The sequence below is a fragment of the Streptomyces thermoviolaceus genome, from assembly GCF_045209695.1.
GTDB classification, from domain to species: Bacteria; Actinomycetota; Actinomycetes; order Streptomycetales; family Streptomycetaceae; genus Streptomyces; species Streptomyces thermoviolaceus.
The window spans coordinates 95,907-111,168 of record NZ_CP109280.1 but is presented as its reverse complement, the minus strand read 5'-3'; the positions used below and the strand labels follow the sequence as shown (position 1 = coordinate 111,168).

The 15,262-nt window shown below is 73.7% G+C and carries 13 protein-coding genes and 1 pseudogene; 3 read left to right on the top strand and 11 right to left on the bottom strand.

Annotation, left to right across the window (positions count from 1 at the left end; translation table 11 throughout):
* Positions 1 to 34 precede the first annotated feature (34 nt).
* From OG899_RS00545 to OG899_RS00505, 9 genes are all read right to left on the bottom strand, one after another.
* A complete protein-coding gene (locus OG899_RS00545; protein ID WP_125497272.1) occupies positions 35 to 421 on the bottom strand; it encodes a VOC family protein in 387 nt (128 codons plus the stop codon).
* A 121-nt stretch (positions 422 to 542) separates the two neighbouring features.
* Complete coding sequence (locus OG899_RS00540) at positions 543 to 1,514, bottom strand: ThiF family adenylyltransferase (protein WP_168132139.1); 972 nt, start codon at positions 1,512 to 1,514, stop codon at positions 543 to 545.
* Positions 1,511 to 1,690 (bottom strand): hypothetical protein, encoded by a 180-nt coding sequence (locus OG899_RS00535; protein ID WP_168132140.1) that lies wholly within the window; start codon positions 1,688 to 1,690, stop codon positions 1,511 to 1,513. The genes OG899_RS00540 and OG899_RS00535 overlap by 4 nt, the downstream gene beginning before the upstream one ends.
* A 364-nt stretch (positions 1,691 to 2,054) precedes the next feature.
* Positions 2,055 to 2,882: a phosphoenolpyruvate hydrolase family protein gene (locus tag OG899_RS00530; protein ID WP_125497270.1), complete on the bottom strand. Its 828-nt coding sequence runs from the start codon at positions 2,880 to 2,882 to the stop codon at positions 2,055 to 2,057.
* Positions 2,883 to 3,084: 202 nt separating this feature from the next.
* Positions 3,085 to 4,308, bottom strand: a complete 1,224-nt coding sequence (locus tag OG899_RS00525; RefSeq protein WP_125497269.1) for a Tm-1-like ATP-binding domain-containing protein — start codon at positions 4,306 to 4,308, stop codon at positions 3,085 to 3,087.
* Between the two features lie 160 nt (positions 4,309 to 4,468).
* Positions 4,469 to 5,275, bottom strand: a complete 807-nt coding sequence (locus OG899_RS00520; RefSeq protein WP_373296094.1) for an SAM-dependent methyltransferase — start codon at positions 5,273 to 5,275, stop codon at positions 4,469 to 4,471.
* A gap of 211 nt (positions 5,276 to 5,486) precedes the next feature.
* The gene (locus OG899_RS00515; protein WP_373296669.1) at positions 5,487 to 8,795 is read right to left on the bottom strand and encodes a GH92 family glycosyl hydrolase; all 3,309 of its coding nucleotides are present in this window, start codon (positions 8,793 to 8,795) and stop codon (positions 5,487 to 5,489) included.
* Between the two features lie 519 nt (positions 8,796 to 9,314).
* Positions 9,315 to 9,638: a putative quinol monooxygenase gene (locus OG899_RS00510; RefSeq protein WP_125497268.1), complete on the bottom strand. Its 324-nt coding sequence runs from the start codon at positions 9,636 to 9,638 to the stop codon at positions 9,315 to 9,317.
* A 305-nt stretch (positions 9,639 to 9,943) separates the two neighbouring features.
* Complete coding sequence (locus tag OG899_RS00505) at positions 9,944 to 10,501, bottom strand: DoxX family protein (protein WP_125497267.1); 558 nt, start codon at positions 10,499 to 10,501, stop codon at positions 9,944 to 9,946.
* Positions 10,502 to 10,928: 427 nt separating this feature from the next.
* Between OG899_RS00505 and crcB (OG899_RS00500) the strand changes: the two genes are divergently transcribed.
* The 3 genes and pseudogenes from crcB (OG899_RS00500) (at position 10,929) to crcB (OG899_RS00490) (ending at position 12,162) form a co-directional block, all read left to right on the top strand.
* Positions 10,929 to 11,411, top strand: coding sequence for a fluoride efflux transporter CrcB (crcB, locus tag OG899_RS00500; RefSeq protein ID WP_168132141.1), 483 nt, complete (start codon positions 10,929 to 10,931; stop codon positions 11,409 to 11,411).
* Positions 11,396 to 11,791: pseudogene (locus OG899_RS00495) on the top strand (DUF190 domain-containing protein). The gene crcB (OG899_RS00500) and the pseudogene OG899_RS00495 overlap by 16 nt, the downstream one beginning before the upstream one ends.
* Entirely contained in the window at positions 11,788 to 12,162 is a 375-nt protein-coding gene (crcB, locus tag OG899_RS00490) for a fluoride efflux transporter CrcB (RefSeq protein WP_125497265.1), read from the top strand. The pseudogene OG899_RS00495 and the gene crcB (OG899_RS00490) overlap by 4 nt, the downstream one beginning before the upstream one ends.
* 52 nt (positions 12,163 to 12,214) lie before the next feature.
* On the opposite strand, the gene OG899_RS00485 is transcribed toward crcB (OG899_RS00490), so the two are convergent.
* Both OG899_RS00485 and OG899_RS00480 read right to left on the bottom strand, forming a co-directional pair.
* A complete protein-coding gene (locus OG899_RS00485; protein WP_189343412.1) occupies positions 12,215 to 13,222 on the bottom strand; it encodes a zinc-dependent alcohol dehydrogenase family protein in 1,008 nt (335 codons plus the stop codon).
* A gap of 242 nt (positions 13,223 to 13,464) precedes the next feature.
* Positions 13,465 to 14,964: an MFS transporter gene (locus OG899_RS00480; RefSeq protein WP_373296092.1), complete on the bottom strand. Its 1,500-nt coding sequence runs from the start codon at positions 14,962 to 14,964 to the stop codon at positions 13,465 to 13,467.
* Positions 14,965 to 15,262 lie beyond the last annotated feature (298 nt).

The following is a 15,262-nucleotide window of genomic DNA, read 5'->3' as shown; positions in this document are numbered from 1 at the left end:
GGGAGAGAGGCGGCGTCCGCACGACGGTGCGGATTCAGTCAGCCCCGCTGCCGTAGGGCCTGGTGAGGATCTCCAGACGGTGGCCGTTCGGATCGTCGAAGTATGCTCCGCGGCCGCCGTCGTTGTGGTTGATCTCGCCGGGTCGGTGGTGATGCGGGTCCGCCCAGTAGGCCAGGCCGGCCTGCCGGATCCGGGCGAAGATCGTGTCGAAGTCGTCCTCGGAGACGAGGAACGCGTAGTGCTGCGGCGTGATCGGGCCGCTCGTCTCCATGAAGTCGAGGGTCACGCCGTTCGGTATCCGCACCGGCGCGAACGGGCCGTACTCCGGTGACACCTCCAGGCCCAGCAGGTCCGCGAGGAACCGGGCGGACGCCCACTTGTCGTGCGCGGCGACGATGGTGTGGTTGAGCTCGACGGTCATGCTCGGCCTCCTTGCCTGGCTGCCGGGGCCACGATCCGGGTCGGCGGTGCGGGTGCCGGCGGCCGTCCCGTACGCCGGACGCCGGGCGCGCGGGCCGGGCCGTCTCACGGGAGGATCCGCCTCACGCGTGGGTGCTCTGGGCGAGCGAGACGACGAACAGCACCGTGACGAGCAGCAGCACCGCGGTGAGCACGGCGCCCACCGGCCACCGCGGCTCCGCGCCGCCGCGCGGAGCGGGAAGGTCGCCGTCCCGGCCCGCCGACGCGTCGGCGGTGGCCACGTACCGCCAGCCCCGGCAGACGGGGCAGGGCCGGGGCGGGAACGGCACGCGCACGCTGCGGCTGCTCAGCCCGTCGGTGGGGAAGACGGCCTCCACACCCGGCGAGGTGGGGGTGAAACCGTGCAGGTAGATGGCGGTGCGTCGGCGGTCCAGGATCGCCGAGCGGGCGTCGTCGGGATGCGCCAGCGCGGTCACCACCTGAGCGGTCGCCAGGGCGATCAGCTGGATGTCCACCCGGGCGCCACGCGCCGCCTGGGTGTCGGACGCCGCCCGCCGGAAGGTCGCGGCGCACTCGTAGCAGGGCGTGCGCCTGCCGGGCAGCGTCCACAGGATCTCGCCGACCTCCGCGTCACGGATCCTCGGATCCACCCACACCGCGGGGAAGACCGCCGGCCTGCCGGCCACGAGCGCGGCCTTGTTGACCGCACGCTGGCACGCGGCCGAGTCCGTCGCCGCCACCAGCACGTCGGCCTCCCGCACCAGCGACCACCGCTCCTCGTCGGGCAGCGCCATGAAGTCGGCGCAGTGGCCCACGGCGGCACAGGACGGGAAGTCACGGCGGATCCGGGCGGCCAGCGCCGTCGCCTTCGGTTGCCCCAGCTCGGGCGCACCGAGCGGGTGGCGCACGATGTTCTCCAGCGCCAGCGTGTCCGGGTCGACCAGATGCAGCGGGCCGAAGCCGATCCGCGCGAGTTCCTCGGCGACGAAACCGCCGACCGCCCCCGCACCGACGATCAGGACCGAGCCGGTGCGCCGAGGATGCCGCGCCCAGACACGGTTCTCGGGGAGCGGCTCGGCCGGGCGCTCGGTCAATCGAAGGTCCAGCGTGCGGCCCGGACCGGGCGCGGCCGCGTCCTCGGGTCGTCGCCGGGACGCTCGTCCGGCTTGATCTCTCCGGTCTCGGCGTCGAGGAACCACTCGCGCTCCTTCTCGCGCGCCTGTTCCTCGGTCAGTTCCGCCTGCTGCAGGCTGTTCGGTGCTGCACCCACGCGAACCACTCCTCCCGGTCCCTGGGGCGACGGCGTGTGCGCGGTGTTCCACTCCGTGCGCGGGTCGGCTCTGTCCCGCCCGACCCGCCTGTCGGCGGCATGCGCGGAGCGGACCGCGGAACCGGACGGGGCACACCTGCTGCGGGTGACCCATCCGCTCTTCCCACGCTACTCCCCGGTACGCACCTCGCATCCCGGCACGACGGGGCCGCCGGCACGGCACACAGGCGTCGGCCCGGCAGCCCGAGGGACCGCACCGCCGGAGGACGACCGGACGACGGCCAAACGGAACCTGGCCGGTGCGGTCGCCGGCCGGGAAGGCGTTGCCCAGCACGGCCGGCGGCCGACGACGGCCCATCGTCGCTCAGGACGGCAGGCTGAGCGCCTTGAAGGCCTCGGTCTGCCGGCGGATGCCCGTCTCCGTGGGCAGCCGCTCGATCGAACTGGCGCCGAAGAACCCGACGACGCCGCGTGTGCGCGACAGCACGTACTGCGCGTCCTCGGGTTCGGCGATCGGCCCGCCGTGGCACAGGACCATGATGTCGGGGTTGACCTCCACCGCCGCGTCGCGCATCGCCTGGATCCGCTCGACGCACTCGTCGAGGCTCGGCGCGGTGGTCGCGCCGATGGTGCCCTTGGTGGTCAGGCCGAGGTGGGGCACCAGGATGTCGGCGCCGGCCTCGGCCATGGCGGCCGCCTGGGCGGGGTCGAAGACGTACGGGGCGGTCAGCAGGTCCCGCTCGTGCGCGGCGGCGATCATCTCGACCTCCAGCCCGAACCCCATGCCGGTCTCCTCCAGGTTCTGCCGGAAGACACCGTCGATGAGCCCGACCGTCGGGAAGTTCTGCACCCCGGCGAAGCCCATGTCCTTCAGCTGGTCCAGGAACCGGCCCATCACCCGGAACGGGTCGGTGCCGTTGACCCCGGCGAGCACCGGGGTGTCCCGTACCACCGGCAGCACCTCGCCGGCCATCTCCATCACGATCGCGTTCGCGTCGCCGTAGGCCAGCAGGCCCGCCAGGGAGCCCCGGCCGGCCATGCGATAGCGCCCGGAGTTGTAGATGATCAGCAGATCGATGCCGCCCGCCTCCGCGGACTTGGCGGAGATGCCCGTGCCGGCACCGCCGCCGATGACCGGGCGGCCGGACGCCACCGTCGCCCGCAGCCGCCGCAGGGCCGTGTCCCGGTCCATGTTGTCCTGCCTTTCTGCTCTCGTGTTCTGCCTCTCGTGCCCCAGGCAACCGGTCACGTCACAGGGTCGTTCCGGTCGGTCGTGGAACCGGTGCGCCCCGGGCACCCCCTGCGCGCGCCGCCGTGCCCCGGGCACGCCCAGGCGCGCGGCTGCCGTGGTGCCGCCGCGCACGGCGACCGGGGTCCACCGCACCGGTCCCGGGTCACCGCGTCGCGCCGATCAGCTCGTGCAGCCGGTGCGCGGCCCGCCGGCCGAACCCCGGGTCGTTGAGGTGCGCGTCGACCTCCACCAGCTCCACCGCCGACCCGGCCAGCTCCGCACGCAGCGCGGCGAACAGCGCCGCGTCGGCTTCCTCGTCCCGGAACGGGCCGCCGTCCCGGTCGATCCCGCTCAGCCCGCGCAGCGGCACGAACACCGTGACCGGCCCGCGGGCGGCGGCCAGCCGGGCGCCGATCCGGCGTCCCAGCTCGGCCATCTCCGCGGGCGTGGTGCGCATCAGGGTCACGGTCGGGTTGTGGACCACGAACCTGCGGCCCTCGAACGCCGCCGGCACCGTCTCGCGCGGCCCGAAGTTGACCATGTCCAGCGCGCCCAGCGAGACGACCTGGGGGACACCGCGCGCGCCCGCCGCCGTCAGACGGTCCGGTCCCGCGCTGAGCACACCGCCGACCAGATCGTCGGCCAGCTCCGTCGTCGTCAGGTCCAGCACGCCCGCGAACCGCCCGTCGCCGGCGAGTTTCTCCAGGGTGCGGCCGCCGGCGCCGGTGGCGTGGAACACCAGCGGCTCGTAGCCGAGCCGCTCCAGCTCCGCGCGGGCCTCGTCCACCGCGGGCGTGGTCAGACCGAACATCGTCAGCCCCACCAGCGGACGGTGCTCGGTGGCGGGAGCCGCGCGGCGGGCCGCGTGCTCCCGTGCCATGGCGGCGACCGCCGCGGCCGCGTTGCCGAGCACCTGCGCGGAGACGGAGTTGATCCCGGCCACGTCCACCACCGCGTACATCAGCGTGACGTCCACCGCGCCGACGTACGGGGCGACGTCGCCCGAGGCCATCGTGGACACCAGCAGTTTGGGCACGCCGACCGGCAGTTCCTGCACCGCGCGGGCGGCCACCGACGTGCCGCCGGACCCGCCCACCGCGAGCACCCCGTCGAGCCGCCCGGCGGCGTGCAGGTCCACCACGACCCGGGCCGCGCCCGCCGCCATCGTCTCCATCGCCGCGCCGCGGTCGCCCGCCGTCCGCAGGGCCGCGGGATCGGCGCCGGCCGCCCGTGCCACCTCGGCCGCGGTGACGTCCGCGGCGGCGTCCGACAGCGGACCGACGTCGACGGTCACCACGTCCACCCCGTGCCCCCGCAACCGTTGCGCGAGCCACGCGTACTCGGCGCCCTTGGTGTCCAGCGTGCCGACCAGTACCACCGTAGCCATTCAGCCACCTCCGCTCACCGTCGAGCCGACCCGCCCATTCTCCCGGCGCACCGCCGGACCGCCAGATTCCGCTTCAGGCCGTGCGGCCGCGCGGCCCGCGGTGCGCCGGGGCGGACGGCGGCCACGGAGAACCGCCGCCCGCCGACTCCTCAACGGAAGATCACTCCTTGACAGCGACGGCGGCGACCGCGTGGTCCTCCTCCGGATCGATCCGCAGGGCCTCCTCGTCCGGACGCCACTGCGCGGTCCTGACCAGACCCGGCTCGACCAGGCGCAGACCGTCGAGGAAGGACTCGATCTGCTCCGGCGGCCGCAGATGGTAGGAGTTCGCGGACCGGCTGTTGTAGGCGGCGATCGCGTTCTTGAGGCCCTCGCTGGTGTCGGTGCCGTCGCTGAGCGCCACATAGCTGCCCGGCGGCAGCGCGTCGACGAACCGCTTCACCACGCCCGCCGGATCGTCGCTGTCCGGCAGCTGCCCCATGATGCCCAGCATGATGAGCCCGACGGGCCGGGAGAAGTCGAGGGTGTCCGCGGCGCGGGCGAGGATGCGGCCGGTGTCGCGGGCGTCCGCGTCGATGTACGCGCACGCCCCCTCGGGCGTGCTGCGCAGCAGCGCCTCGGCGTGGACCAGCACGATCGGGTCGTTGTCGACGTAGACGACGCGGGACTGAGGCGCGATGCCCTGGGCGACCTCATGGGTGTTGTCCGCCGTGGGCAGTCCGGTGCCGATGTCCAGGAACTGGCGGATGCCCGCCTCGGCGGCCAGGAACCGCACCGCCCGCTTCAAAAAGGCCCGCTGCTGACGGGCGATCGCGGCGATCTGCGGGAAGTTCTGCAGGATCATCTCGCCGGCCGCGCTGTCCACCGGATAGTGGTCCTTGCCGCCCAGCAGGTAGTTCCACACCCGCGCCGAGTGGGGCCGGTCGGTCCGCAGGCGCGCGCGCCAGGTTTCGTCGGAGTGCATCATGGCGGAAGCATCACACACGCGCGGCGCACTTTCATGATCGGATGCAGCCAACTCCCGCGCCCGACCCGCGATTTCCGTCGTCGGCCCGCGCACCGGGGGCGCTCGCCCTCCTGCCGCGGCCCGCACGCCACGCCACGGGGCCGGCCCCGCTCGGGACCGGCCCCGTGGCACGGCCGGACGGCGGACACGTCGCCGTCCGGGATGCAGCGCGTCAGGCGGTCGCCACCGCGAAGACGTGCAGAACGCCGCCGTCCGTCGAGGCGGGCAGCGTCACACTCGCCAGCTGCTTGCCCGCCTGCAGCGTGATCGGTGCGCTGGCGAACACCTCGGTGCCCACCGGGTCCCTGCCGCCGCCCTGGATGTCCCGGTACTCGGTGTGGACCGCGACGATGTTGCCGAACGACGGCTGCTGCGTGCCGCCGCCCAGCGTCCAGTCGCTGAAGCCGAGGGTGGCCTGCTGGGTGGTGCCGTCGGTGTAGGTGAGCGTCACCGTCCCGCTCGCCGCGCCCTGGGCGGCGCTGCCGAGGAAGCTCAGCTTCGTCGCACCGTCGACAGGCTGCACGGCCAGCACCTGACCGCCCCCGACGACCTCGATGTTGTCGGGCTCCCCGGCGGCGGCCTTCGGCCAGGTGAACTCGAACCCACCCGCGGAGACGGTTCCGCCCGGCTCCACACCGGCCGCGGCGAGTGCGGCGGCCGAGTAGCTCCAGCCCTCTCCGTCGAAGTTGGCCCGCGGGTCGGAGTCGTCCGCCGAGATGCCGTTGTTGTTGGCGTTCCACAGCATGCTGTTCTTCTCGGCGACCGTCACCGACGCGGACGTCTTCGGCAGCCGGGTGCCGGACGCCGTGGTCAGCGTCACCGGGATCGTGTGGAAACCCTCGTCCGTCCCGGCCGCCGCGGAGACGGTGAGGTGTGCCTCGGCGGCACCGCCGGCGGGCACGGTGATGTCCCCTTCGGACGGGGTCACCGTGATGCCCTCCGGTGCGGTCGCCCGCCAGTGCACCTCGGTGGTCTCGTCCTGCAGCGACTGCACCTTGACGGTCGCGGCGGCCGCGTCACCGCCGGGCTCCGTCTTCAGCGACGAGGGGGTGATGCCGGTGAAGTACGTCGCGGTGCCGCTCGGGAACGACGGTGGCCGGTCGGCCTTCGCGCTGCCCCAGGAGGTGTCGGGCCGCGAGCCGAGCGTGTACCGCAGGGTGCCGCCGCGGGTGACGAACGACGCGGGCACCCACGGCTTGCCGGACGTACGGCCGTCGACCTTCAGACCGTGGATGTAGATGTTGGCCGCCGACGCCCCGGGTGCGTCGATGGTGATCGTCCGGTGGTTGCCGGTGTGGATCACGGCGTGCGGGAACAGCGGCGCCGTCAGCACCATGTCGGCCCGGCCGGGAACCGCCGGGTACATGCCCAGCGCCGAGAAGACGTACCAGGACGACATCGTGCCCGCGTCGTCGTTGCCGGGAATGCCGCCCGGGCCGGCCGTCCACAGCTGGTCCATCTCGGCCCGGACCGTCTCCTGCGTCTTGTACGGCGCGCCCAGGTAGTCGTACAGGTACGGGACGTGGATGTCGGGCTCGTTCGTCGGGTCGTAGCGGGTGCCGTCCTTCGCGGAGAAGTCGAAGGCGCCGTCCGGGGTGCGGAAGAACGCGTCCAGACGGGCCACGGCCGCCTCGTCACCGCCCATCGCCCGGGCCAGACCGGCCACGTCGGAGTACACCATCCACGTGTAGCGGGCGCTGGTGCCCTCCACGAACCCGCTGCCGGTGTCCGGGGTGAACGTGCCCGCCCAGGTCCCGTCGGACCTGCGGTCGCGGATGTAGCCGCCCTGCGGGGTGGCGTTCGGGTCGAACACCTTCGTCCAGGCCCCGCTGCGCTCCAGGAACGTCTTCGCCGTGGCGTGGTCGCCGATCTGCTCGGCGAGCGAGGCGATGCCGAAGTCGGCGATCGCGTCCTCCAGCGTCTCGGCGGCACCGCCCCAGCAGTGGCAGCCGTCGGCCGGTACGTAACCCAGCTTCAGATACTGGTCCAGGGCCGGGCGCTGGCCCACACACTCCACGTTGCAGCCGGCGCTGCTCAGGTCGTTCTCCGTCGGCACGGTCGCAGCCGTCACCAGCGACTTCAGCGCACCTTTGACGTCGAAGTCACGCCCGCCGAAGGCGTAGATGCTCGCCAGTGCCGGGTCCGACGGGTCACCGGACATCACGCTGGTCTTGCCGTTCTCCAGCAGCCAGCGGTCCCATTCGCCGTCGCGCTGCTGCGCATAGTTGAACAGGGACTGCGCGTAGTCGCTGCCCGCCCTCGGGTTCAGCAGCGTCATCAGCTGCACCTGGGCGCGGTACTGGTCCCAGCCGGAGAAGGTGCCGTACTGCGCCTTCTGCCCCTTGGCGAGCCGGTGCGGCTTGCGGTCGGCGCCCAGATAGCGTCCGTCGACGTCGCTGGTGAGGGTCGGCTCCAGCATCGAGTGGTACAGCGCCGTGTAGAACGTGGTGCGCTGGGCGTCGGTGCCGCCGCTCACCTCGATCGCGCTCAGCGCGCGCTTCCAGGCGGCGTGGGACGCGGACCGCACGGCGTCGAAGGTCTTGCCGGGCGGGTTCTCCGCGCGCAGGTTCGCCTCCGCGTTCTGCGGGCTGACGTAGGAGATCGCCACCTTCACCTGCACCTGGGTGGTGCCCGACGGGAAGGTGACGTACGCCCCCGAGCCCTTGCCGGCCTGTGCGTTGCCCGAGGAGCTGAAGCCCGTGCCGCCCGAGGCGGTGGTGGCGCCGGGATGCAGGGTGCCGTCGGTCCAGGTGCCGACCTTCGCGAACGGCGTGTCGAAGTGCGCCGTGAAGTACAGCGTGTACAGGTCCTTGCGGTTGTTGGCGCTCTGCGGTCCGCAGAAGTTGCCCGCGCTGACCGAACCGGTCACCGTCCGTCTGGCGGCGTCCACCGTCACCTCGGCGTCGGTGGAGCCGGTCTCCGAGTTGGAGGTGCGCAGCAGCATGCTCGCCGGCTTGTCCGCCGGGAAGCCGAACCGCCCCGAGCCGGTGCGCTCGGTCGTCGTCAGCTCGACAAGGGCGCCGCTGTCCAGGCGCACCTTGTAGTAGCCCGCCGCCGCGGACTCGTTGTCGTGCGAGAAGGTGTCGGCGTAGCGGGAGTCGGTGGTGTCGGCGGTGGGCGAGGAGTCGACGTCGCCCACGATCGGCATGATCGGGATGTCGCCGTTGGCACCCGAGCAGCCGACGCCGCTGAGATGGGTGAGGCTGAAGCCACGGATCTTCGTGGCGTCGTACTGGTACCCGCCCGGAGCGGGCGTGGAGACCTGGTTGCCGCGGGTGTTCTGGGGGCTCCAGGCCAGCATGCCGAACGGCCGCACGGCGCCCGGGTAGGTGTTGCCCGCGTTGGACGAGCCGATCAACGGGTCGACATAGGCGGCCGGGTCCCCGACCGCGCCGTGGCCCGCCGCCGCGGCCGAGGCGGGGGTGACGGTCACGGCCGTCGCCGCGATCGCCAGGGCACCCGCGGCGACCACACCGAGCACGCGCCGTCGGTGACGCGGTCTGCCTTTCGCCTGCGTGAGAAGTATCGATGGACCTGACACCGCGCTCCTGCCCTTCACGTCCGACAGAAGGTCAGAGCACGCCGTTCGACGGCGTGTTGGCGCTCCCGCGCGGACTGTAGACAACGTTGTCAAAACACCGCGAGGATGCTCTCCCGCGCCGGGAACGATGTCAAGAGTCGCGGAAGCAGGCGTTCACGTTCGGCCGAGGGGCGGGCAGGACTGTGGCAGGCGGTCGGCTGCGGGCGCTCCGGCGGCGGTCGAGGCAGTGCCGGTCGGGGAGGTGCCGGTCGAGGCAGTGTCGGTCGGGGAGGGGTCGGTCGGGCGGTGGCGTCGCGGAGGGAGCGGCCGAGGCCGCGGCACGGCGGCAGGCGTCCACGGACCCTGCGGGCCCGGGTCCGTCCGGCCCGGTATGCCGTCGGCCCCCGGTCCGCAGCGGAGTACGGACCGGGGGCCGAGGGACGCCGGCGCCGCCGGGGGCGACACCGGGCCGGGCAGCTGTTACTTGACGGCCATCTCGCCCAGCTCCGACCAGTCGTCCTGGTCGATCGTCGTGTTCACGATTTTCGGCGTGGCGACCAGGTAGCGCGGCAGCTTCTCCTGCGCCGCGCGGAAGTGGTCGGACTGCACGTGCGCGGCGCCCGCCTCGTCGTCACGGAACGCCTCGACGAGCACGTACTCCGAGGGGTCGTCCAGGCTGCGGGACCAGTCGAACCAGAGGCACCCGGGCTCCGAGCGGGTGGCGCGGGTGAACTCCTCGGTGATCTGCGGCCACTGGTCCGCGTGCTCCGGGAGCACCTGGAACTTCGCCGTGATGAAAATCAAGGGACTCTCCTTCCGTGCCGGCCGGACCGGGCCCGGCTGCGGGCCTCGGTGGCCATGGGTTCGCGGACCCGACCGGCGTCCAGGCCGGCCGTCCCGGCGCCGGCCGAGCGGGTACGCGGTCGGGTGCGGCCGCACCTGCTCCCGGGCTGCGGGCCCTACCGGCCCGCACAGGACGATGCGGCTGCTCACGAGGGTACCCGTGAAGTCGATCTTCACCGAAGGCGGTGCCGGACGCGTGGCCGCCGGCCCTCCGCCGACCCGCTCGAACGGTCGCCTGTTCCGCTGCCGCGGCGGCCGTCGCGGGGTCACAGCCCCAGGCTGAGAGCGGCACCCGCACCACCCAGTGCCAGAGCCACGGCGGCAGCCGTCCAGCCGCCGTCGCGCCACCGGAAGAACCGGTCGACGGCGAGCCGGCCGGGACCGACGGCGGCGATCGCCAGGGCGACGACCGCGATGCCGACGTTGTACTCCGCACCGCCGTCCATCACCCACAGACCGCGGGGCCCGGTCACCGTCACCACGGCGTTGATCATGACGCCGATCAGCGCGGCGGCCGCCAGCGGAGTGAGGAACCCCAGCGCCAGGCCGAGGCCGCCGAGCATCTCGGACAGGCCGGCGATCACCGCGAAGACCTCTCCCGGGCGGTAGCCCAGGGCCTCGAACCCTCGGCCGGTCGCCGCCGGGCCCCCGCCTCCGAACCAGCCGAACACCTTCTGCGCCCCATGGCCGGCCATCAGCAGTCCGAACGTCAGCCTGATCAGCACAAGTCCCCATGCGGCGGCCGACGACCCGGCCGTCGCGGCGGGATGCGCCGCCGGTTCCGCGGACACCGGCGGCCTAAGGATGCTGCGCTTGACGATCATGGGAATCTCCCGGGAAGCCACCGAGTTCGGCCCTCGCTCGACGGAGGCGGCGCGTCACCGGGCGGCGACCGGCCGCGCGTGCCGCCGCGCACACAGTGGGTTTGTCCCCTTGCCCACGCTTCCGCACCGGCCGGGTTCACGCATCCGGAGCACACGGACCACTCGCGCCCGGGCGTCAGGCACCAGCACGGTGCGCCGTGTGCACGGCCGGGCGACCGGCCCGTCGCCGGTCCTTCCGACTGCCCGGGCTCGGCGCCGGGCAGTCGGGACAAGGACGATAAGGTGGTGGGTGGCTGCGGTCCGCGACCGCGGCGCGGCGGTGGGGCTCGCCGTATCCGAACCGCGGCACGGGTGCCGCCAACAGTCCCTGCTTGCGATGACGTGTGGCCCGTGCCGTCGGGCCCCGGCGAGTAGGAGACGTACGTTCATGACAGCCCCGCGATCCGGCACCACCGGCACGTCCGCCCGCGCGGACGCCCTTCCCCGCACGCCCGCGGGCCGTCGTCCCCGATGGGACCAGGCGCCGACGGTCGTGGCGGTGGCGCTCGGCGGTGCTGTCGGAGCCTCCGCCCGGTACGGGGCGTCGCTGTTGTGGCCCACGGCCGCAGGCACCCTCCCGTGGACGACGCTGTGGGTCAACGTCGTCGGCTGCGCGGTCATGGGGGTGTTCATGGTGCTGATCACGGAGGTCCGCCCGGTCCATCCGCTGCTGCGGCCCTTCTTCGGCACCGGGGTGCTGGGCGGGTTCACGACGTTCTCGACCTACGCCGTGGACGCGCACACGCTCCTGGACGGCGGCCGGCCGCGGACCGGATTCGCCTACCTCGCCCTGACGCTGTGCGCGGCGCTGGCGGCGGTGTGGCTGGCGGCGACGGTGACGCGCCGCCTGGTGGCATGGAGGCAGCGGTGACCGGAACGGCGGGTGGTGCCCTGCGCCTGACGATCTTCGTCGGGGAAAAGGACGTCTGGCGGCACAAGCCTCTCTAGTGCGAGATCGTGCACCGCGCACACCGGGCCGGGCTCGCCGGCGCGTCCGTCTTCCGGGGGATGGAGGGGTTCGGTGCCTCCTCGCTGATCCACACCTCGCGGCTTCTGTCGCTGAGCGAGGATCTGCCCGTGGCGATCGTGATCGTGGACATCGAGGAGAAGGTGCGGGCCTTCCTGCCCGAGCTGGACGAGCTGGTGACGCAGGGACTGGTCGTACTGGACGAGTGCGAGGTCGTCCTCAGCCGGCCCCCGCTGCGCCCGCGCGGGGAGACATCCGGCCCGGACTGCGAGGAGGACGCGTGAACTGGGTGCTCGTGATCGTCGGCGCCATGGTCGGCGCACCCCTGCGGTATCTGACCGACCGGGCGGTACAGAGGCGGCACGACACCGTCTTCCCGTGGGGCACCTTCACGGTCAACGTGGCCGGCAGCCTCGTCCTCGGCCTGCTGACGGGCGCCGTGGCGGCCGGGGTGGCCTCGCCGCAGGTGCAGCTGCTGATCGGCACCGGGCTGTGCGGGGCGCTGACGACCTACTCGACGTTCTCCTACGAGACGCTCAAGCTGGCCGAGACCGGGGCACGCCTGTTCGCCGTGGCCAACGCCGTCGCCAGTGTGGTGGCGGGGCTCGGTGCGGCGCTTCTCGGGGCGTCGCTCGCCGGCGCCCTGTGGGCGTGACGTGTGCGGGCGCGGAGGAGGACGTGCCCCGGCGACGACCGTGCCGAGCCGGTCAGGACCGCGGCGGTGACGCGACCCGCAGGACCGCCACCCCGGTGACGCGGTCCGCGGCCAGGTCGTCCAGGGCCCGGGGCGCCTGCTCGAAGTCGTAGAGAGCGGCCTCGACGCGCAGCGGCCGCTCGGCCGCCAGGGCGAGCAGGTCCCGTCCGTCCGCGCGGGTGTTGGCTGTGACGCTGCGCACCGTCCGCTCGCGGAACAGATGCCGCTGGTAGTCCAGGGCCGGGATGTCGCTGAGGTGGATCCCGGCGATGCTGAGCGTACCGCCGCTGTCCAGTGCCTCCAGGGCCACGGGGACCAGCTCACCGGCCGGGGCGAACAGGATCGCGGCGTCCAGCGGGCGCGGCGGAGGGTCCGTGGCGCCGGCCGCCGAGGCGGCACCCAGGCGCAGCGCCAGCTCCTGCGCGGCCGGGGACCGGGTGAACACATGTACGGTGGCGCCCTGGGCGAGAGCGATCTGCGCGGTGAGATGGGCGGAGGCGCCGAAGCCGTAGATCCCCAGGCGACCGCCGGCGGGCAGCTCGGCGCGCCGCAGCGCCCGGTAGCCGATGATCCCCGCGCACAGCAGCGGGGCCGACTCCTCCGCGGGGCGCCCGGGCGGCAGCCGGTAGGCGTAGGGGGCGGGGACGGTGGTGTACTCGGCGTAGCCGCCGTCGGCGTCCCAGCCGGTGTAACGGGACGACGGGCACAGGTTCTCCTGCCCGTGCACGCAGTACGTGCACGTCCCGCAGGTATGGCGCAGCCAGGCGACTCCGACCCGGGTACCGGGCTCCCACCCGACGGCGTCCGGGCCCGCCGCGACGACCTCGCCGACCACCTCGTGTCCCGGCACCACCCGCTCCCGGTGCGCGGGCAGGTCGCCGTCCCGCACATGCAGATCGGTACGGCACACCCCGCACGCCGTCACCCGCACCAGCAGCTCGTCGCCCGAGGGGACCGGAACCGGCAGCTCGGCGGGCTCGACCGTGCCCGGGCGCTGCGCGGAGACCACCCAGGCCCGCATCACCGACGGAATCGTCGTACCCATGCGCGGCACCTCCCTGTCCCACCGTGCGACCGTGTTCGCCCGGCCATGTGACCGTGTCCCGCCTCGCTGTGCCACCGCGTCCCCGTCCGTCCGGGCGACCGCGTCCGCCCCCATGTCCCATGAGACCGCGGTCCGCTCCGGTGGGCGAGGCCAGGCCGGACCTTCCTGCGTCCTGCCGCTGCCGCCGTCGCGGCGGCGACAAGCCTCCGGCAGGTCGGTCACCGTGCGCGGGGCGCCGGGCCGTCGCGGCCGTCCTCGAGCGGCGGCGCCGTCACGAAGCCGTGGGTGCGGCACTGCGGCCGCCGGCAGCCGGGGGTCGGGCGGCGGACCGTGGCGAAGGCGAGGCCCGCGGCCGCCACCAGCAGCGCCGCGCAGACCGGCATGGCCCGCCGGAACGCCGCGTCGAAGGCCTCGGCCGAACGGTAGGACTGCGGGCCCATCCCGGACACCAGCGGCAGTGCCGCCACCGCGAGCAGACCGGCGGCGCGGGCCGCCGCGTTGTTGATGCCGCTGGCCAGACCCGCGCGGGAGCTGTCCACCGAGGCGAGGACCGAGGCGGTCAGCGGAGCCACCAGGGTGACCATGCCGGCACCCATGACCACCACAGCCGGCAGCACCTCGGTGAGATAGTGCGCGTGCGGGCCGACCCGCAGCATCAGCAGCATCGCCGCCGCGCACAGCACCGGACCGACGGTCAGCGGCAGACGCGGCCCGATCCGGTCGGACAGCGCGCCGGAGCGGGCCGAGAACAGCAGCATGAGCACCGTCGTGGGCAGCAGGGCGATGCCCGCGCGCAGCGGCGAGTAGCCGGAGACCACCTGCAGCTGGAGGGCGACCAGGAAGAAGAAACCGCCGAACGCCGCGTAGACGCCCAGTGTGACCGCGTTGACCGCGCTGAACTGCCGGGAGGAGAAGACCTCCAGCGGCATCATCGGGTCGGACACGCGGCCCTCGACCAGGACGAAGGCGACGGCGGCGACGACTCCGGCGGCCGCGGTGGACGCGACGACCACGGCACCGCTGTGGGCCTGGATCAGGGCGTAGGTCACCAGGGCGAGGGCCGCCGCGCCGAGGGCGGCGCCGAGCACGTCGAACCGGCCGTGCCCGCGCTCACCGGAGGACTCCGGCACGTGCCGCAGCGCGACCGGCGCACACACCAGCGCCGCCGGAACGTTGATCAGGAACACCCAGCGCCAGCCCGGACCGTCCACCAGCCAGCCGCCGAGGAACGGTCCGATCGCCGCGCCGATGCCCCCGAACCCGGACCACAGACCCACGGCCCGGCCCCGGTCGTCGGGATGGAAGGACGCCTGGATCAGGGCCAGGGAGCCGGGGGTGAGCAGGGCGCCGCCGATCCCCTGCAGGGCGCGGGCGACCACCAGCACGGTCGCGTTCGGGGCCAGCCCGCACAGGGCGGAGGCCGCGGCGAACCAGCAGACCCCGAGCACGAAGATCCTCCGCCGGCCGTAGCGGTCGCCCAGCGAGCCGCCGAGCAGGATCAGCCCGGCCAGGGTGACGAGATAGGCGTTGACCGTCCACTGCAGCACGGCGAGGTCGGCGTGCAGGTCCCGGCCGATGCGCGGCAGGGCGACATTGACGACGGTGGAGTCCAGCAGCGCCATGCTCGAACCGAGGACCGTGGTCACCAGGATCCAGCGGCCGGTGCGGCTGGAGACCCGCACCCGAGCCGGGACAGCCGGGACAGGGGAGTGGTCCACGATCGTCGGCCTTCCGCCGCCGGGAGCGCCGGGGGAGGGAGACGGCGCTGCAGACCGGTCTACCGCGAAAGCGGCCCGGCCGCCACAGCGGCCCGAGACCCCGCGGGGCCCGGGAGCCCCGGGCTGCCCGCTGCCGGTGCGGGCGGATTCACGGGACACCCCGTGCACCGGCCGGTCCGGGACCGCACCCCGGCCGGCCGGTCTCCGCGCCCGGCACGGCGCGCGGCGGTCCGGGCCCGCACGGGCCCGCACGACCACACGCACCGCACGCACACCGCGCCGCCCGGCACCCCGGTGG

Excerpts from the sequence above, each read along its gene's own strand:
- OG899_RS00545 (WP_125497272.1), bottom strand. The coding sequence starts at position 421 with ATGACCGTCGAGCTCAACCACACCATCGTCGCCGCGCACGACAAGTGG.
- OG899_RS00530 (WP_125497270.1), bottom strand. The coding sequence starts at position 2,882 with ATGGACCGGGACACGGCCCTGCGGCGGCTGCGGGCGACGGTGGCGTCC.
- OG899_RS00525 (WP_125497269.1), bottom strand. The coding sequence starts at position 4,308 with ATGGCTACGGTGGTACTGGTCGGCACGCTGGACACCAAGGGCGCCGAG.
- OG899_RS00520 (WP_373296094.1), bottom strand. The coding sequence starts at position 5,275 with ATGATGCACTCCGACGAAACCTGGCGCGCGCGCCTGCGGACCGACCGG.
- OG899_RS00505 (WP_125497267.1), bottom strand. The coding sequence starts at position 10,501 with ATGATCGTCAAGCGCAGCATCCTTAGGCCGCCGGTGTCCGCGGAACCG.
- crcB (WP_168132141.1), top strand. The coding sequence starts at position 10,929 with ATGACAGCCCCGCGATCCGGCACCACCGGCACGTCCGCCCGCGCGGAC.
- OG899_RS00485 (WP_189343412.1), bottom strand. The coding sequence starts at position 13,222 with ATGCGGGCCTGGGTGGTCTCCGCGCAGCGCCCGGGCACGGTCGAGCCC.